Source organism: Glycomyces arizonensis DSM 44726 (genome assembly GCF_000482705.1).
Lineage (GTDB): Bacteria > Actinomycetota > Actinomycetes > Mycobacteriales > Micromonosporaceae > Glycomyces > Glycomyces arizonensis.
Genome location: NZ_AXWO01000030.1, coordinates 30,037 through 48,851, shown reverse-complemented (window position 1 = coordinate 48,851; position 18,815 = coordinate 30,037). Strand labels below are relative to the sequence as shown.

Sequence of the window (18,815 nt, the reverse complement as noted above, 5' to 3'; positions counted from 1 at the left end):
GAACGCAGGATAACCCCCCGATCCGGCTCCGCTGCGGAGGGGGAAGAGCGAAGCGGCGTGGCAGGGCGTGCGCGTTCGGTGGTTATCGCAGGTCGATCGCCTCTCGCACCCCCGCACCGGAGGGCGGGCTCGCGTCGGACCGGGCCGGTCGGCACCGGTCCGTGAGCAATCTCCTACACGTCCGCGGGGACGGCGCCCCCGCCGGGCGTCAGCTGCGGGCGTCGGGCTCCAGCGCGGCGTAGACCCGCTTGACGAGCAGCGCGGTCTCGTAGCCGACCTGGCCGAGGTCGCACCCGGCGTTGGCGAGCACGGCCACCTGGGCGCGGTCGCCGACGGCCATGAGCAGCAGGACGCCCTCGTCCATGTCGATCACCGACTGGCGGATCCGGCCCGCGTTGAGGACCTTCGCCGCCCCCGTGGTCAGGCTGGCGAGCCCGGAGGTGATGGCGGCGAGCTGGTCGGCGCGGTCGGTGGACAGGCCCTGCGACGCCGCGAGGGCGAGCCCGTCGACGGAGACGGTCAGGGCTTCGGAGACGTCCGGCACCTTCTCCACGAAGGAGGTGAGGAGCCAGTCGAGTTCACCGACCGTGTTGTCCTTGGTATCCATCTCGCTGCTTTCTACTGAAATTATCGCTGTTCGTGTTCCGAGGCCGCCGCGATGCCGGAGGCGAATCCGGTCAGGCGGTCGCGGATCTCGGCAGGGTCGAGGTCGACGCCACCGGAACCGGGCTTGACACCCGGGACCGCTCCAGGCAGGAGCCGGGTCCCCGGCGCCCGCCGCGGCAGTTCCGTGCCGTTCGGACCTCCGGTGGTTTCGAGTGCTCTGTTCACCTTCCTGAAGGTAACATCCACCGACTCCGAACCGGGTCCCGCAGTGGGATCGGACCCGTCGGCCGAGCCGTGCGTCTGCCCAGCTACCGGCCGTGGTTCGGGCGTCACTCCCGCCTTGCGCGCCCGGGGCACGATCAGCTCGGCGGCGCCCTCGGCGGCCGCGTCCGAACCGGTGCCGGTCATCGGCAGGTTCGCGGCGTGCGCCGACAGGGCGATGCGGGCCGAGGAGTCGCCCGGGCCGAGCGGGTCCAGCCCGGAGGCGGACTCGGCGTGCGCCGAGGCGGGGATGCGGACCAGGGCGAGCGTGCCCTTGCCCATCGTGGAGTGCAGCTGGACGCTGACGGCGTGCTCGGCGGCGAGCCGCCCGACGACCAGGAGGCCCATGGTGGCCGTCAGCTCGGAGTTGAGCTGGGTCGGCTCGGCCAGGCGCCGGTTGATCGCCGACATCTGCTCGGGGTTGAGGCCGATGCCGTCGTCGGCGATGGAGATGACGATCTCCGAGCCCGACCGGCGGGAGGTGACCCGCACCTGCTGCGTGGGCGGGGAATAGGAGGCGGCGTTGTCGAGCAGCTCGGCGAGGATGCGGACGACGTCGCCCGCGGGCGTGGTCTCCAGCCGCGCCGACACCTGGTTCTCGACGATGACGCGCCCGGCGCCCTCGATCTCGGAGACCGCGTCGCGGATGATCGTCTCGATGCCGACCGGGTGGTTGTAGCGCCGCTGCGGATCGCCGCCGGCCAGCAGCAGCAGGTTCTCCTCGTTGCGCCGCATGCGGCTGAGCAGGTGGTAGACGCTGCGCCACTCGGCGGGGACCTCCCCGGGCGAGTCGTCCACCAGCGACTCCATGACCTGCTGCTGGCGGCGGATGAGGCTCTGGCCGCGCCGCGCGAGCGTCTTCATCATCGCCTCGACGTCGATGCGCAGCAGCGCCTGGTTCGCGGTCTGGCGCAGCGCCTGGTGGTGGGCGGCGCTGAACGCCTCGGCGAGACTGTCGAGCTCGTCGGAGTAGCGGGCGTCGGTGGCGATCACGGTCTGCCGCTTGGCGGCCTGGAGCAGCCGGTCCACCTCGTCGGCATTGGAGGCCTGGGAGACGGCGGCGACGGTCTTGGGCAGCGTGTCGTAGGCGGCGGTCAGCGTGGCCTCGCGGACGCCGTCGACGCGCAGGCTGATGCGGCGGGCGAGCATGGCCGCGGAGATGATCGCCGTCAGCGCCAGCACGATGATGAGCGCGAACGTGGTCAGCAGCGTCCGCGTCGAGGAGGAGCGCAGGTTCTCGACGTCGCGGATGAGGACCTCCAGGGCCGCGTCCTGCGTCCGGTGCAGCGCCTCGACGACCCCGCCCTGGGCGGCCGAGAACTCGGTGGCGCTCACCTCGGGGATGTCGCCGTTGAGGTAGATCGCGAAGGCCTCGCGGGCGAGCGCGGCGGCCTCGGAGCCCATCGCCTCCTCGTAGGCGTCGCTGACCTCGGGCGAGGCGCTCGTCTGGAAGTCGATGATCTGCCGGTCGTAGGAGCCCGAGAGCCTGGCGGCGTAGGCGAGGGCCTCGCGGTCGACCAGGACCGCGTCCTCGGCGGCCAGGAGCGTCAGGTCGGAGGTGACGCGGAACTGGATCTCGGCGGCGAGCCGCCCGGCCTGGAGCGCGGAGGCCAGCGAGTCGAGGTTGGCCGAGATCTCGGCGTCGTCGACCATCGCGGGCAGTCGGGACGCGAGGCTGACCAGGCTGTTGGCCATGCGCTGGTAGATGGTGAACGCCTCGGTGACCTCCGAGTCGGTGAAGGTCAGCTCGCCGGAGGCCAGGCCGTCCATGCCGGCGCGGGCCGTGTCCAGCTGCCCGACCTGGTCGAGCAGCCCGTCGAGCTTGTTCTTCAGGGTCGGGAACCGTTCGACCGCGACCTGCGCGGCGTCCTGGAGTTCGAGGACGGCCGCATCGGTCGTGGCCCGCAGCCGCTCGATGTCGATCTGGTCGGTCGAGCCGGTCAGGACCGCCTCCAGGACCGGGCCGCCCTCGTTCTGGTGGCCGTCGAGGACGTCGGCGACCGATTCGGCGAGGTCGGCGAGCACAGCGGCGTCGGTGGCGTCCTGGTACCCGCCCCACACGTGCACGGTGTGGAACAGCCCGAGCACCAGCATGCCCATCAGCGCGGCCGCGATCGGCAGCATGAGCTGCATCCGGATCGGGAGACGGCTGGTGCGTTGCCGGGCTTTACGGGACATCGGGGGAGTCCTTTCTGGGCGACGAACCGCACTGCGGTAAGGCTGTGACTATCTTCGCTTGTAGTGGCGGTACGGCGTCGGGCAGGGGTGGATCAGCCGACGAGGGGACGGCCTTCGGGGTAACGGTACAGCCGCTGCCGAGTGCGCATGGCGAGGGACGTCGCCAACAGCACCGGGCCGATCCTGCCGCCGTACATGAGGAGTATGAGCAGGTACAGCGACGGCTCGCTGAGCAGCGGCGTGACGCCGGTCGACTGGCCGACCGTCCCGGCCGCCGACGTCACCTCGTACATGATCTCCTCCAGCAGCAGCTGCGGCTCGAATATCTCCATGAGGACCACGGCCGCGGCGTTGAACGCGACGTAGACCAGCGCGACGGTGAGCGCCTGGCGGACCACCTGGGGGCTGAGCCGCTTGCGGAACGCCGTGACGTCCGGTTCGGCGCGGACCTCGGCCCAGATCACCCACAGCAGCACGAAGAACGTGGTGACCTTGATGCCGCCGGCGGTGCCCGCGGCGCCGCCGCCGATGAACATGAGCACCACCGACACCATCAGCGACTGCTCGTGCAGGGCGCCGACGTCGATGGAGTTGAGCCCGCTGGTGCGCAGCGCGGTGGAGTGGAACAGGGCGGGCAGCAGCTTGTCGTACCAGGCGAGCGGCCCGATGGTGCCGGGGTTGGACCACTCGAACACCAGGAAGACGATCCAGCCGCCGACGAACAGGATCGCCGTGCCGGTCAGGGTCATCTTGGTGTGCAGGCTCCACTTCCGCCGCCCCCAGCCGCGCCGGGTGAGCTCGAACAGGACCGGCATGCCGAGGCTGCCGATGATCGCGGCGGCCATGGACGGCCCGCAGATGAGCCAGTCGGTGCGAAAGCCCATGAGCGAGTCGCTGAACAGGCTGATCCCGGCGTTGTTGAAGGAGCTGACACCGTGGAACAGGCCCTGCCACAGCGCCGAGGCGCCGCCGAAGCCGTATCCGAAGTAGAACCGCGCGGCGAGCATGAGGCTGACCGCCGCCTCGACGACCGCGGCGATCGCGAACGTCTTGAGGATGATCGAGCGCAGGTCGCCGAGGTTGAGGGTGGGGTTGAGCTCGGCCTGCGTCACCAGCTTGCTGCGCAGGCCCAGCTTGTTGCTCACCAGCAGGCCGAGGAACGCGGTGCTGGTCATGATGCCGATGCCGCCGACCTGCATGGCGAACAGGAGCACCACCTGGCCGAAGCCGGTCCAGTAGGAGGGGATGTCGACCGTGCTCAGGCCGGTGACGGTGATCGCCGAGGTCGCGGTGAACAGCGCTTCGGTGAAGTTCGCGCGCCCCGCCCCCTGCCGCGCGATGGGCAGCATGAGCAGCACCGTGACCACGGCGATGAAGACCGCGAAGGCGAACGGGACCAGGCGGATCGGGTGCCGCGTGAACTTCTGGAAGCGGGTGAGCATGTCAGGTGGTGGAGGCGAACGCCTCGACCTTCTCGGTGCTGCCCGAGACGATGAGGGTGTCCCCGGCGAGGATGACGGTCTCGGGCGTGGCGTAGGTGAAGTCCTCGCCGGTCTTCTTGACGCCGACGACGGTCACGCCCCACTTCGAGCGGAGCTTCGACTGGCCCAGCGGCTTGTCGACCGCCTCGGCGGGCGCCCGGGTCTTGACGATCGCGAAGCCGTCGTCGAACTCGATGAAGTCCATCATCTTGCCGCTCACCAGGTGCGCGACCCGCTCGCCCATGGCGGCCTCGGGGTAGACGACGTGGTGGGCGCCGGTGCGGTGGAGGATCTGGCCGTGCTTGGCGTTGATGGCCTTGGCCCAGATCTCGCGGACCCCGGCCTCTTCGCAGGCCAGGACGGTCAGCACGCTCGCCTCGATGTCGGTGCCGATGGCGACCACGACGTGGTCGAACTCGCCCACGCCCAGCTGGGTGAGGACGGCCGAGTCGGTCGAGTCGGCCTGCACGACGTGGGTCAGGGAGTCCGAAGCGCGCTGGACGATGTCGGGGCGCTCGTCGACGGCGAGGACCTCATGGCCCAGGCGGGTGAGGGATTCGGCGACGGCGGTGCCGAAGCGGCCGAGGCCGATGACGGCCACGGCCTCCTCGGCGGCGTCGTCGCCCTTGCCGAACAGGTTCATGGGCGCGGGTCCTCGCGGTAGCGTGTTGACACGCTGTTAGATTCTGCCACTGACCGAGCGTGACGACGCTCCATACCCTGTCGCGCGGCACGTCGGGCCCCTGGAAGCGGGGCCTTCGCGGGCATTTGCGCGCAAATTCGCGGGGTCGGGCAGACCGCCCGCGCGGGGCGTCGCCCGCCGGAGGCGCCGACGAGGACGATCGTCTCTGAAGCCGCCTGCCCTCGGGGCGGGGCGCCGTCCGCGCCCAGGGCGTGACCACGGCGAACGGCGGCAGCACAAGAGGGGGCGGCCCTAAACCCCTCATGACCGCCCCCTCGAACACCCCTAACACTCTCCAAGGATGGAGGAGCTTCCGATTCTACTCTGCGAGCACGGCTCGGAGGAAGTCCTGTGTGCGCACTTCTTGGGGATCTGAGAATATCTTGTCCGGTGTGTCCTCTTCGACGATGACGCCCTGGTCGAACATCATGACGCGGTTGGAGACGTCCCGTGCGAAGCCCATCTCGTGGGTGACGATGAGCATCGTGATGTTGGTGGTGTCGGCGACGTCGCGCAGGACGCCGAGCACGTCGGCCACCAGCTCGGGGTCGAGCGCGCTGGTCACCTCGTCCAGCAGCAGGATGTCCGGGTCCATGGCCAGGGCGCGGGCGATCGCCACGCGCTGCTGCTGCCCGCCCGAGAGCTGGTTCGGGTAGTTGTCGACCTTGTCCGACAGCCCCACCAGGTCGAGCAGCTCGCGGGCCTTGGACTCGGCCTCCTCCTTCGAGCGCTTCAGCGTGTGGACCTGCGCCTCGGTGACGTTGCGCAGCACCTTCATGTTCGGGAACAGGTTGAACTGCTGGAAGACCATCCCGACCTTCTGGCGCCGCTGCCTGAGGTAGCGCTCGGAGGCCACGTGGAGCTTCCCGCCCTTCTCCATGTGGGAGTAGGGCTTGCCCTCGACCCAGATGACGCCGCCGTTGTCGTCGGGGTCCTTGACCGGGGTGACGAGCTCCAGGGTCATCAACAGGCGCAGGATCGTCGTCTTGCCCGAACCCGAGGGGCCGATGAGCGTCACGCGCTCCCCGGCTCCGATCTCGAAGCTCAGTCCCTTGAGCACATCGAGGTCCCCGAAGGACTTGTTGACCCTGTCGAAGCGAATGATGGGGTCGGTATCAGTAGTGGGACTTAGCAAGACGGTTCTCCAATCTCCGCGTCGCGACCGCCACCGGATAGGAGGCAGCCAGGAACAACAGGCCCGCAATGGTGTACCCCTCCAGCGCACCGGCGTAGTGCAGGCCTTGATACTTGTCCACCTGTGCGATCATTTCGAACACGCCGATGGCAAACAGTACAGGCACTTCCTTGAACATGGCGATGATCCAGTTGGCCACAGCCGCCGTTGACCGGCGCATCATCTGCGGCAGGATTACCACACCCCACGTCCTATAGGCAGGAAGACTCAGTGCGGTAGCGGCTTCCCACTGCCCTGGCGGGATCGCTTCGATCCCGGCCCGGTATGATTCGGAGGTATAGGAGGCGTAGTGGAGGCCGAGCACCACCGAGCCGACTGCGAATGCACTCCATTCGGGATTGATATAGAGGCTGGTCGTGTACCACACGAAAAGCGCCTGTACCAGCAGCGGCGTATTTCGGATGAACTGCATGAGACCGCTCAAGGGCCGCCGTACCCAGGCAGGGGCGGTCTGTTCGGCGATAGCGACTACCAGACCCAGTCCAATCGCGAGGATCCCTGCGACGAAGGTAACCTTCAGGACCGTCCAGAAACCCTCTAGAACCATCGGAAAGATTTCACTGGCGATCTCGTTGCTCCAGCCGTTCATTACTTAACACCCCCTCGCCGCTGGGTAGTCGAAGATTTCTCGACAACGCCTCCGAGTGCATCAGCATTCGGGTCCGCCTTGAGTTTGCGCGGCTTCGCAACCCCTACGCTTTGCTTCGCCTTGTTCTCCAACCACCGCATCCCGGTCCAGATCAGCCAAGCAAGCACGAAATAGATCACCAAAATGACGGTAAGGTGAGGCAGGGGACTCTGTCCTGGGCGCCCCCCAAGGGTGTCTGCCCAGAAAGTGATGTCGGCAATGCCGATCATTGAAACAAGCGCGCTAGCCTTGAGCAGCATGATCGCGAACGAACACAGTGATGGGATCATCTCAGGCCATGCCTGCGGCAAGACCACCAGACGCATCTTCTGGAAGGTCGTGAAGTTCAGCGCCGTGGCTGCCTCCAATTGGCCTTTGGGGACCGCCGCGATAGCACCACGTACCACCTCCGAAGAGTAGGCGCCGTAGTTGAGAGCCAAGGCGATGACTCCCACAAGGATTTGAAAGTTGAATTGGATGCCTAGAAGGATTGGCATCGCGTAGGCGAACCAGAAGAGCTGGACGACTACTGATGAGCCACGGATAAGCTCAACAAAGGCTCGCGCTGGTGTGCGTACTACTAGGTGTTTGGAACTAGTGGCGAGTCCTAGTGCGAAGGCGACAACCAGTGCCAGCGCCGAAGCCATCACTGTGACTTGGATGGTCACCAACAGCGGTTCGGCGTAGCCTGGGAGGGAGTCGATGACTGTTGACCAGTCCATGACGAATTCCGTTACTGGTAGTTGCCGCCGCAGAGTTCCTCAGCTGTAAGGTCCTCCGGCGGGAAGTGCAGGTCGATTGTGAATCCGAACTCTTCGACCAGACTCAACCAGAGTTCGGGGTCGTCGAGGACTTTTGCGAGTTCTTCATTGACTGCATCGCGGAAATCGGTGTCGGCGGGACTGAAGACTGCGGCGCCTGCACCGATGATCTCCTCGCCGTTCTCATCGACCGGATAGAAGCCGTCTGTGGTGGCCAGTTCATCATCGGCCTCCGCTTCAAGTTGGAGGTTCATTTGCGTGAGCGCGATCGCGTCGCAGCGACCAGCCTTGAGCTCAAGGATGAGCGCTGACAGATCCTCCTGAACATTGACCCGTTCCTCGGGCATGCCGATCGCTTCGACGTTAATATGCTCCGTGGTGCCGTTCATGACACCGATGACTGCGCTGTCGTGTTCGGCGACCGAGGTGATATCGCTCAGATCGAGCGGGTTCCCAGCTAGTACGAGAAGTGTGTCGGGCATCACATAATCGGGTTCGGCGAAAGCCACGCGTTCGCAGCGATCTGGGTTGATGAACATGCCGGCGATGACCATATCGTGATTGGTGCCGAGGCCAGGGATCAGGCTGCCCCACTCGGTTTGTTTCCACTCGATCTGGTCTGCCTTGATGCCAAGCTGCTCAAGGATATACGAGTGCATGGCCACCGACTGGCCAGTAGCATTCCCATCCTCGCCGGTATAGGCGTAGGGATTTTCATCGGCGTAGGCGATGCGAATGGTCCCGCCGCCCTGGGCATCCTCGAGGAGGCCGCCGTTTCCGTCATCTCCACCGCCGTCGTCGGTGCGAGAGCAGGCACTGAGAGTGACCGCAGTAACGCCGGCTGACGCAGCCAGCATGATCTGGCGGCGGTTGAGATTCAGTTTGTCTGACATGGTGCTCCCCCTCAGAAGCTGGCTTGTGTACGTTGGCGACTCTATCGGTCTACGGTAGGTTTGTCGACAATCAGATGATCGCCCTTAGGTAACAAAATTATAACTTCTCGCTGTTTTCTATGGCTAGAATACCTATAGAACTTGGGTTGTGACGAATTTATGCCATTCTCCGAATAATGTATAATGCGAGTTATTGTAAGAGTCGAACTGCTTCGGCACTGCCGAACCCAAGTCATTACTGAGTTTTATTAAACTTCGAAACTTGCGTAATGGCGAGTATAGTAGCAGGCCACGCATTTGCCATGGAAAGATAAAATTTGGTAACACAAATATGGATAGGCGGCGGTGCAGTGCACCGCCGCCTATCCATAACCAAAGCAACACAATGCTATCGCAGAATAAAGTTCTCAAGATCCATTCTACGGTAGCAAACTTTTCGTGCTACCTTCTAGTCTAACTTTGTACTCATGCATCAGCGAGAAGCATAATCGCGATCATATGACACGACAGTCGGAATCGCTGTATATTGTCACTGAGCCTAGATTGACTGTGAGGCTAGCGCAGAGAGAATCGTTGCTACCGCCAGAAAAGGAATCAGTGCCTATATAGCAGGAGCCGGTGCAAGCTTTCGATTTGACATCAAGCCAATCACCATCCTCATCAATAAGCACTATTTTCATATTGAACGCAGTAAGCGATCCGCTGTAAGAAGCAACGCCGAAATAGCTGTCTTGCCTGTCTACCTTATCAACGTATACGTTGAAGCAGTCCGGATGGGAATTTTCGTCGCCGAAACAATCCGCAGCTGCGTAAGCTGGCTGGGACATAAACGGCGTTAGCATGAACGATGTTACCGCGATAGCGAGGATTAGTGCTTTTGAGGCTGTCTTGATAGCGTGGATTTTCATTTTTCCTCCGACTCTGTCAGATTTACATGATGAAGAACGGGTTTGACGGATAAGGGCTCACGGTTACGAGGTATTGATACATCGCGCTTTGATCGTTATGGACCAATTAACTCGTAAGACCGTGGGCGAAAGATCTAATACTATTGGGACTTCTTTGAATAATTTATCAAAGCGTGTCCGTATCGGTGAATTCGCGACTAACTGGTGGGATTCGCGCGTCGACCTCCACTACGACTTTCCATTCTGCTTGGGAGGAGCCTGAGAAAAGCCCTGTGCTAGCTGCACAATAATTGTGAACAGGTGTACCACAGCTCTGGTATCCCCTATCAACTAGGATGCCATCTCTGTACAGTCTGACATTTATTTCAGTGGCGTCGAGCACCTTTTGATCGCACCTGATATACCCCATCCCATAGGTATTGGTGGTACCATCTTGTCGGTCGGCGACAGCCCTAACGAAGCAATCGGCGTCATCGAAGACATCCGCGCTTGCGGGCGAAGCCCAGAGGAGTGATCCGCATATAGCGGTGATCGCGAATATGGCAAATGAACGAGTCAGTCCCCATGCCTTTTTGGTTGGCTTAGATTGCGCCTTGTTCTGATTTTTGTGGTAAGTCGTCATATGCCTCCCTTAATCGCTACTTGTCTATGTATTTTTGACGTTATCGGTATAATCTCTGATTGTCAACAACATGACGATGTTTCGCAGATAACAAATATGTAACGAAAATGAAACTTCGGCTCGACTGTCAAGTGCAGGTGGCTGATGGCTGGAGCTAAGATGCTGATCAGTACGGACAGAAGGAGAGATGGCGGCGTGTCGGATCGCAGGAGTGGGTTGTCGAGCACCCGCCAGGTGGGACGTCTGGCGCCCGTGCGGCGCACCTCGACCGTGGATCTCATCGCCGACACGATCCGCAACGCGATCCTCGACGGCGCGCTCCCGCCCGGGGCGCCCCTCGGCGAGGCCGAACTCGCCTACCAGCTCGGCGTCAGCCGCGGCCCGCTGCGCGAGGCCATGCAGCGCCTCACCGCCGAGGGCCTGCTCGTCATCCCCAAGCGCCGCGGCCTGGCCGTGCGCATCATGACCGCCGACGACGTCCGCGACATCCACTGGCTGCGCTCGCGCATCGAGTCCGAGCTGGGACGCAGGCTGCTCGCGCAGCCGAGCGCCGACCGCAAGGCGGTCCTCAAGGAGCTCGGCGCCGAGGTCAAGCGGATGCAGCGCGCCCTGAAGAACGACGACGCCCGCGAACTCGGCGACGCCTACCTCGACTTCCACCGCATCCTGGCCGCCGCGTCCGGCTCGGCGCGCCTGGCGCGCATGGTCGGCACTCTGCTCATCGAGACGCGACTGTGCACCTTCTCGATGTACGAGAACTTCGAGGTCCACCGCGACCTCGCCGCCGAGCACGTCGCGCTGCTCGCCGCGCTGAACGAGGGCGACGCCGAGGGCTTCTGCGACCTGCTCGAGGCCCACCTCCACGAGGAGGTGCGGCGCCTCCTCGCCGAGCCCGCCGAGGCCAAAGAGGACGAGGACGACCGCCTGCTGGCCGAGACGCCCGACGTCCCGCAGCCGCTCGACCGCCTCGACCTGCCCGAAGGCGTCTGAGGCCTGTTCGAGAGCCCCGAGCGAGCGCTGCCCGGCCCTTTTGCGCGCTCGCGGTTCCTCCTCGCCCGCAATGGGAACACGAGTAGTCGACTTTCCGACACTCGGCGTTCCTTCTATGGATTGTCCGTTATCGAATTGGTATAAACAGGCTCCAGTCCCCGGACAAAATTCGAGACGGAGCCCAAAATGGCATATCCCCGGCGAATCTCCACAATGGTGGCCGCGATCGCCGCCGCGACGCTCACCGCCCTCGCCCTCATCCCCGCATCCGCCCAAGCCGAGACCGTGGAGTACGTCGCCCTCGGCGACTCGTACGCCTCCGGCGTCGGCACCCGCAGCTACATCGACGACGGCTCGGAGTGCAGCCGGAGCGAGTACGCCTACCCGAGCCTCCTCGCCGCCGACCTCGGCGCGGACCTCACCTTCGCCGCCTGCTCCGGCGCGACGACCGCCGACCTGACCGCGAACCAGCTCGGCGGCCTGTCGCCGGAGACCGACCTCGTCACCGTCACCATCGGCGGCAACGACACCGGCTGGGCCGCGGTCGTCCAGCAGTGCGCCTACCCCTACCCGTGGACCTGCGACGCGCAGATCGACGAGGCCGAGCGCTTCATCCAGGAGGACCTGCCCGACCGCCTCGATGACGCCTACGACGCCATCGCCGAGGCGGCGCCGAACGCCGAGGTCGTCGTCCTGGGCTACCCGCGCCTGTTCAACGGCGAGGCGTGCAACGTCATCGTCCGCATCAGCCCCGACGAGCAGGCGCAGCTCAACGATGCCGCCGACCTGCTGGCCGAGGCCGTCGGCAAGGCCGCCGGAGACCACGGCTTCGACTACGTCGACGTGCGCGACGCCTTCGACGGCCACGCGATCTGCGACGATGCCGAATGGCTCAACGGCCTCTCCTGGCCCATCGCCGAGTCCTTCCACCCCAACCGAGCGGGCCAGAGCGACGGCTACTTCGCCGAACTCGCGGCCGCCCTCTGAGCATCCATCCCCGAAGTCGGTGAGGGACACGGGCAGTGTTCCTCACCGGGGCGGTCATTCGATCCGCAGTTCGCGCTGGAGGTCGGAGGCGACGCCCAGCACGAAGGCCTCCAGTTCGGCCTGGATCTGGTCGTCGTACTCGGTGAGGGCGAGTCCCTGGGCCTCTTCCACAGTCGGGCACTCCGTATCCGGAGACCACTCGCATTCCGGCTGGGGATTGCGCGTGACCTTGCCGTCCTCGGTGGTGGGTATCCGCGCGCTGACAGTCACCATCAGGTTGTCGTCGATGGCGGTGAACCAGACACCCCGTAGCTCACCGTTCAAGTGCGACCATGAGATGAAGCGCGACTCATCCCAGCCTTCGATCGATCTGGTGTCGCGGAACTCGACTCCGTTGTAGTTGTCGAGCCAGTTGTCTTCGAGTGGTTGGGAGAGTTCGTTGAAGGGAGGAGTGCTCTCTCCGTCGCTAAGGAAGCCCTGCACCTGGTAATCGGCTTCATTCAGCCAGTAGCCGTTCGAGTCGATGGCTTCATCGATGTCGGTTATGTCTCCCTGGCAGAGAAAATTCCCATCTCCTCCAGATTCTTCAAGAACCGAGGGCCATTGCCCTGGCACCAGGTCATCGAAATCAAGGAGCCGTGTTCTGGTGCACAAGTCACTCCCAGTCTCGTAGGCGTAGGTGACGGCTTCCGTGGACGAACCGGGGCTTTCAGTGGGTGGTTCGGGTGATCCCTCACAGGCGGCTGTGGCCAACATAAGCGCGATGGGCAGAGCGAAGATCCGGACGGGTCTCATCTTCGGCTACCACCAGTCGCTGTTGTCATGATCGGTCAGCTGGAGGTCTGCCGTGGAGAGTTCCGACTTGGCCGATACGATCGCTCGGAGACCTTCCTCGATCGCTGCCTCGGCATCCGAGTTCTCGGTATCCGCAAGGTCGAAGTCCTGAGTCATATGTTCGATGATATTTATCGGCGCTTCGGCCTCTTGCTTGTAGGTCACTGAATCGGTGGCCGCTACATCCCACCCTTCGAGTGCGCTGACCAGGCTGAGTGCGCCGCTGAGGGTGAAGCCGGCGGTGAGGCCGGTGACAGTTCCAGCGATGGAGATGACCCGCCAGCCGTCCTTCGGTCTGGCCGGAACCTTCGCCTGGACCCTTTCGGCGCACTTGGCGGTGGCAGCACGGACGATGTTGATCGTGTTCAGCCTGGCGGCCTCGACTGTGGCCTTCTTGGCCACGGCGGTCCGCTGCAGGCCGATCGCGATATCGCGCTGGTACAGGTGGACGTAGCCAAGCGGGGTGAGGATGTTCTGGGTGAACGCGTCTCCAGCGGCGCCGTTCCAGTCCTCGGTCTTCTCCCGTATGTTCGCCAAGCGCGTCTCGATGTGGGTGTGTCCGCCGCCCTCTCCGGTAGCGGCACCGAGCGACTTGGCGAAGCCCTCGTATCCTTCGATCGCGGTGTCGATGCGGCTCATGCTCTCATCGGGATAGCAGCGCTTGGTGCGGCCCAGGATCACGTTGGCCTCCTGCGTCGCGAAGGTCTCGACCGAACTCTGGACCTCCTCGAAGTTGCACTCGCAGTCGATGCTCGTATCGGAGGCGGACCCGCCGCCGGTGATGTGCCGCCAGTACGCGCATTGGTCCCAGACCATCTGGGCGGGGCGGCTTCCGCCGTCCCTGATCGCGTGAACCTCGTAGAGGTAGGTCGGAACGCAGGCACCCGACGAGCTCCCGAACAGCTGCTGCCCCATCGCGACATTGTCGGCTGGAGGCGTGTTCTCCGCGCTGCGCTCACCGCCGTGGTAGACGTCAGTGTAAGGGTCGATCGCGGTGATCGCCGTGAACGTGTGGAGATGCCACAGTTCCAGCAGCGCCTCGGTGAAGTCCGCCTTCGCGGTTTCCAGTTCGGCGACATAGGCGGAGTCGTTGGGAAATCCGTTCTGATAAGGGGTGGCCAAAATCGATCCTCTTGGTTCAGTTGGCGAGATCGAGTTCGTTCTCGAGTCGCTGCGCTTCTTGGTAGTCGACCGGATTTACCTCGTCGGCGACCTCAGGTGTAGCGACCGGGTCGTCCGAGGTGTATGGGGTCTCCTCGTGTTCCGTCTGGAGGTCCCTGACCGCCTGCTCATCGTCTTCGAGGTACTTCTCGGCAGAGGTCGCCAGGTCCTCGGCGGCGGCGATGACGCGCTCGGTCACGGCGCGGCTGTCGGTGTTCAGATCCATGGCCAGATCGTTGAACAGCGTGTCGCTGGTCGTGGCGTCGCCTTCCGCGGAGCGGAAGTACGGGGGAAGACGGCAAGTGGAGTTGCTGTACTCCAGTGCGTCGCTCCAGAACTCGGCTATTCGCATCATGTCGACTTTTCCGGCGTCCCAGACGTCTTGGGGATCGACGCCGAAACCCGCGTAGTCGCTCATAGAGGCTCCTAAAAGTCGCGTTACGGGGAAAGGGTTCGCGAGGAAGCCTAACAGAGTTCTGCTACCGAATCGGTACGCACAGTTGTCCACCATGTAGGACGATCCCGTCTGGTTCGACGGTGCTTTCTGGGCAATGAGCGCGAAGGCCCCGCCGCGAACGCGGCGGGGCCCTGCTTGTATCGGTAGTCTCAGTACGCTTACTGGATCACTGCTCCGGCGTCGGGGTCGCAGATCAGCCAGACGCCGTCTTCTTTGACCATGTCGAGGCTCAGGGTCTTGTCCATGGGCTCGGTGTACTCCATAGCGGGGATCGAGAGCTCTCCGGTCATCGCCACGTCGACGACGGCGGTGTCGCCTTCCTCGCTCGACCCGGTGATCTCGTAGTCGACGGAGATCTCCACCTCCCCCATGGCCTCCATGTCCACGTCTTCCTGCGATTCCATGCCCTCCAGCGCCTCGTCGACCTGGCCCTGGGCGTCGGAGCACAAGTACGGCTTGACGTCCTCGGCCATGGCCGGGAGGTCGGAGAAGCCGCCGTCCTCGAGTGCGCCTATGACCGTCGACATGTAGCCGTCGACCACGTCCTCGGGGGAGTCCCCGGCCGACGGCGCGCCGCCCCCGCCGCCGCCCATCTGCCAGACGAGCAGGGCGATCACGGCGATGAGGACCACCGCGCCGCCCGCGATGCCGACGATGAGGCCGGTCTTCGACTTCTGCGGCGTCGGCGGGAGGCCTCCCGGCTGCCCGTACCCCGGCTGCTGGGCTCCGTATCCGGGCTGCTGCGGCTGCTGACCGTAACCCGGCTGCTGGCCGTATCCCGGCGGCGGCGTCGGCTGGCCGTATCCGGGCTGCTGCCCGTACCCCGGCTGCTGCCCATAACCGGGCTGCTGCGGCGAGTAGCCGCCGGGCTGCCCTTGGGGCGGTTGCTGGTTCGGGTCGAAGCCCGGCTGTTGCGGCGGGTAGGCCATGATGCTTCCTCAGGTCTCAGGGTGCTATCGCGCCAGGTTAACACGTACGCGCAAGGCGCAAGGGACCCAGCGGGACCGGGCTACTCGCCGCCCTCGGCGGCCGCCGAGGACTCCGAGCCCTCCGGCGTCTCCTCGCCCGATTCGAACTCCTGCTGCGACTCCCCGGTCGGGTCGAGCTCGCTGCGCGCCTCCACCGGGTCGAGGACCGCCCCGGCCTGGATCAGCGCGAGCACCGCGTCGGGGATGCCGACCGGTTCGACGCTCCCGTAGCCGAGCAGCTTCTTGGTGGTCCCGTACTCCACCCCGGAGTCCTTGAGCCCGTACTTGTAGCCCTGGCTGTGGACCAGGAACATCACGCTCTTCACGGTCTGGCCGGTCCGCAGCGGGCTCACCAGCGCCGCGCTCCCCGCGGGCAGCACGGTGTGCGCGATCGGGTTGCCGGTGCCGATGATGTTGCCCTCGCCGTCCATCTCGACCGACTCGGCGCCGTCGGTGACCATCTTCGGCGCGTTGTCGTAGACGCCGATCGTCATGTCGGTGTTCCCGTCCTCGACCCCCGCGGGGTCGAACGTGCTGCACACCGCGGGGCGCTCGCCCGAGAGAGTCCGGGGCTCCTCGGGGACGGTCTTCGGGAAGTCGCCGGTCTCGTACTCGCCCTGCGCGCCGTACTGGGTCAGCAGCGACGAGTTGATCTCGACCGTGTCGCCGTACCCGAGGTCGGGCTCCATCAGCGCCCGCATCACGTCGCTGATCGGGGCGAACACCGGGGCGTCCCCCTCTTTGATGATGGTGTAGAAGTCGGTGCCCTGCACGACCGTCTGGCCGTAGTCGAGCTCGATGCCGTCGACCACGATGCCCGAGGGGGTGCGGGGCTCCTTGAACTCCTCCCGGACCGTGTACTGGAGGTCCGGCCCCGCCGTGATGGTGTCGATGACCTCCTTCTTCACCGTGACCACGTCGTCCACGTCCATGCGCATCTTGTCGAAGAAGGCCTCGTCGGTGATCCGGTACTTGCGGTCGCCGGTCAGCAGGTACCGGGCGCCCTCGGGCGTCTCCGCCAGCAGCCAGTCCTCGCCGAGCGGCGCGGCGGGCGGCATGTCCTCGTCATCGGCCTGGGCGACGAGCACCTGCACCAGGTAGTGGTGGCCGCCCTCGGTCCTCGGCGAGGAGCACACGTTCCACAGCTCGCCCTGGAGCAGGTCGTCGGGCAGCGGCGGCGAGGGGGGCGCGCCCTCGATGCCGACGAGGAAGCCCTTCGGGAGGCCCGAGAGCGACTCCGGTTTCAGCTCCTGCACCGGCGGCTCGCCGTCGTAGGGCTGGAGCAGCAGCAGCGCCGAGGTGTAGTTGGCCACCGGCCACAGCTTCAGCGGGTCGTTCTCGGTCGGCTCGCCCCCGGACTTCGTCGTGTAGACGTAGATCGCGTTGGTGCCCTTCTCCAGGATGATGTGGTTCGCCATCGGCTCGTCGTTGCCCTTGTTGAACAGCGCGGCGATCGCGAAGCCGGCGAAGATGATCACCATGATCATCACCGAGGCGAAGATCGAGACGCCGATGCGGCGCAGTGGGCGCTCGACCGAGTCGGGGTTGGCCAGGACCAGCGCCTGGTTCATCCGCGAGGTGATGAAGCGGTGGGCGTCCACCTGCTCGCGGCGGGAACGCATCTGCGGCATCGAAGTCGGCCTCTCTCGGAATCGGCTCGGGGGACGGGGGGAAGGTCAGCCGCGCAGCGACAGCGCGAAGCTGTAGAGGTGGCAGATCCAGCCGGTCAGCGGCAGGATCGACACGATCAGCAGGGCCTCGCAGATGTCGAGCAGGCGCCCCCACGTCGGGGCGATCTTCTTGCCCGCCACGGCCAGGCCGTAGACCATCGCGATCACCGTCAGCAGCGCCAGCGCGCCGAGGATCGCGACGAGGCGCACCAGGGTGCTCCCGCCGATGAAGACCGCGGTGAGCACCACGGCCAGGGAGCCCATGCCCGCGGCGAGCATGACGATGCGCGCCGGGCGGTCCTCGATGGTGCGCGAGCGGCTGAGCAGGACCAGAGCGATGACGCTGGCCAGGATGATGCCCGGCATGGTGCCGGAGAAGGCCAGCGCGACCGCGGAGACCAAGCCGACCACGGCCGCGAAGGCGTACAGCGCCTCCAGGTAGTTCCCGGCGTGCTCGGAGAGCTTGAGGATCCGCTTGCCGTCGACGGCCTCGGCGTCGCCCTCCTTGAGCTCCTCGGTGGTGGCCGGGAGCTGCGGGGTGGGCACCATCGCCATCGTCAGCGACAGGCGCGGGGCCGAGGGCAGGATCGCCAGGGCCAGCGGCGCGGCGATCGCCGCGCCCGTGGCGGCGGTGGCCGGGTTCGCGGAGGTGTCGATGAGCATCATGAAGCCCACCGCGATGGCCAGCACGACCGCGCCGAGGATCGAGGTGATGAACACCGGCGCCGAGGCCATGTCGCCGACGGCGACCATGCTCAGCACGCTGAACAGCAGGATCGCCGAGGCGGCGATCATGACGTGCGGCGCGGCCAGTTCGGAGATCCCCTTGTCCCCGGCGGCGATGAGCAGGCCGCCGACCGCGGAGTAGCACACGGCGGTGACGCCGAAGTAGGTGGCGGCCCGCGAGTCGCCGACCGCGCGCGAGAGCAGCGCCGAGGCGCCGACGAGGACCGCCGCCACGCCCAGGGCCACGATGGCGCCGGGCAGCTGCGGCGGGCCGGTGAACAGGACCGCGATGGCCCCGGCGGCGAGCGCCGCGGTGCCGACCCCGACGGCGAACCGCTTGGTGGCCACGTGGTCCCAGCGGTTGCCGCGCTGCTCGGTGGCGGTGGCGACGGCGTCGATGACGTCGTCGAAGACGATCTCGGGCTTGGCGGCGTCGGCCGGGTTGAGGTACAGCATCTCGCCGTCGCTGATCGCCAGCTGCGAGCACGAGTGGCCCGTGTCGAGGGGCTCCTCGCCGAGCCGGGACAGGATCCAGCCGCCGTTGTCGCCGGCCTCGTCGATGTAGTACTCCCCGGCCTGGTGCAGGATCGTCGGCAGCAGGTCGGACAGGGGTACGTCTGAGGGCAGCGCGAGGTCGATCCTCGTGCGAGGACTGACGATCGTCACCCTGCTGAGGGTGGCCGACTTGGTGCTCGCCACACGAACCTCCGGGTCGCGTCGGAATGGGGGGACTCGTACAGGATAAATCCCGCATGCAATGGCGCACGGGCGCCCAGTGGCGATGCGGTCCTACCCTGAGAGTGCGAT

16 protein-coding genes are annotated in these 18,815 nt (G+C 65.2%); 2 read left to right on the top strand and 14 right to left on the bottom strand.

Features of this window, described 5'->3' with window-relative positions; all coding sequences use genetic code 11:
- Window positions 1-208: 208 nt before the first annotated feature.
- The 8 genes from H613_RS0117945 to H613_RS0117910 form a co-directional block, all read right to left on the bottom strand.
- The gene (locus tag H613_RS0117945; protein WP_026924881.1) at window positions 209-607 is read right to left on the bottom strand and encodes a roadblock/LC7 domain-containing protein; all 399 of its coding nucleotides are present in this window, start codon (window positions 605-607) and stop codon (window positions 209-211) included.
- 20 nt (window positions 608-627) lie between these two features.
- Window positions 628-3,045, bottom strand: a complete 2,418-nt coding sequence (locus tag H613_RS0117940) for a sensor histidine kinase (RefSeq protein WP_156926112.1) — start codon at window positions 3,043-3,045, stop codon at window positions 628-630.
- 92 nt (window positions 3,046-3,137) lie between these two features.
- Complete coding sequence (locus tag H613_RS0117935) at window positions 3,138-4,487, bottom strand: TrkH family potassium uptake protein (RefSeq protein ID WP_026924879.1); 1,350 nt, start codon at window positions 4,485-4,487, stop codon at window positions 3,138-3,140.
- Window position 4,488: 1 nt separating this feature from the next.
- Window positions 4,489-5,169, bottom strand: coding sequence for a potassium channel family protein (locus H613_RS0117930; RefSeq protein ID WP_035738491.1), 681 nt, complete (start codon window positions 5,167-5,169; stop codon window positions 4,489-4,491).
- Between the two features lie 358 nt (window positions 5,170-5,527).
- Entirely contained in the window at window positions 5,528-6,313 is a 786-nt protein-coding gene (gene ehuA, locus H613_RS0117925) for an ectoine/hydroxyectoine ABC transporter ATP-binding protein EhuA (protein ID WP_026924877.1), read from the bottom strand.
- A 10-nt stretch (window positions 6,314-6,323) separates the two neighbouring features.
- A complete protein-coding gene (locus tag H613_RS0117920) occupies window positions 6,324-6,992 on the bottom strand; it encodes an amino acid ABC transporter permease (protein WP_026924895.1) in 669 nt (222 codons plus the stop codon).
- Window positions 6,992-7,753 (bottom strand): ectoine/hydroxyectoine ABC transporter permease subunit EhuC, encoded by a 762-nt coding sequence (gene ehuC, locus H613_RS27480; RefSeq protein WP_051393520.1) that lies wholly within the window; start codon window positions 7,751-7,753, stop codon window positions 6,992-6,994. The genes H613_RS0117920 and ehuC overlap by 1 nt, the downstream gene beginning before the upstream one ends.
- Before the next feature lie 11 nt (window positions 7,754-7,764).
- Complete coding sequence (locus H613_RS0117910; RefSeq protein WP_051393519.1) at window positions 7,765-8,685, bottom strand: transporter substrate-binding domain-containing protein; 921 nt, start codon at window positions 8,683-8,685, stop codon at window positions 7,765-7,767.
- A gap of 1,746 nt (window positions 8,686-10,431) precedes the next feature.
- Here H613_RS0117910 and H613_RS27475 point away from each other — a divergent pair.
- Window positions 10,432-11,205: a GntR family transcriptional regulator gene (locus tag H613_RS27475; RefSeq protein WP_051393518.1), complete on the top strand. Its 774-nt coding sequence runs from the start codon at window positions 10,432-10,434 to the stop codon at window positions 11,203-11,205.
- 186 nt (window positions 11,206-11,391) lie between these two features.
- Window positions 11,392-12,192 (top strand): SGNH/GDSL hydrolase family protein, encoded by an 801-nt coding sequence (locus tag H613_RS0117900; protein ID WP_026924875.1) that lies wholly within the window; start codon window positions 11,392-11,394, stop codon window positions 12,190-12,192.
- A gap of 54 nt (window positions 12,193-12,246) precedes the next feature.
- On the opposite strand, the gene H613_RS0117895 is transcribed toward H613_RS0117900, so the two are convergent.
- The 6 genes from H613_RS0117895 to eccD form a co-directional block, all read right to left on the bottom strand.
- The gene (locus tag H613_RS0117895) at window positions 12,247-12,846 is read right to left on the bottom strand and encodes a hypothetical protein (protein WP_156926111.1); all 600 of its coding nucleotides are present in this window, start codon (window positions 12,844-12,846) and stop codon (window positions 12,247-12,249) included.
- A 147-nt stretch (window positions 12,847-12,993) separates the two neighbouring features.
- Window positions 12,994-14,148, bottom strand: a complete 1,155-nt coding sequence (locus H613_RS0117890) for a hypothetical protein (protein ID WP_026924873.1) — start codon at window positions 14,146-14,148, stop codon at window positions 12,994-12,996.
- Window positions 14,149-14,164: 16 nt separating this feature from the next.
- Window positions 14,165-14,605, bottom strand: a complete 441-nt coding sequence (locus H613_RS0117885) for a hypothetical protein (RefSeq protein ID WP_026924872.1) — start codon at window positions 14,603-14,605, stop codon at window positions 14,165-14,167.
- Between the two features lie 197 nt (window positions 14,606-14,802).
- Complete coding sequence (locus tag H613_RS31795; protein WP_051393517.1) at window positions 14,803-15,573, bottom strand: nuclear transport factor 2 family protein; 771 nt, start codon at window positions 15,571-15,573, stop codon at window positions 14,803-14,805.
- 80 nt (window positions 15,574-15,653) lie between these two features.
- Window positions 15,654-17,234 carry a type VII secretion protein EccB gene (gene eccB, locus H613_RS0117875; protein ID WP_026924871.1) on the bottom strand — a complete coding sequence of 527 codons (1,581 nt, stop codon included), beginning with the start codon at window positions 17,232-17,234 and terminating at the stop codon, window positions 15,654-15,656.
- Window positions 17,235-17,288: 54 nt separating this feature from the next.
- Entirely contained in the window at window positions 17,289-18,707 is a 1,419-nt protein-coding gene (gene eccD / locus H613_RS0117870; RefSeq protein WP_026924870.1) for a type VII secretion integral membrane protein EccD, read from the bottom strand.
- Between the last annotated feature and the right edge of the window lie 108 nt (window positions 18,708-18,815).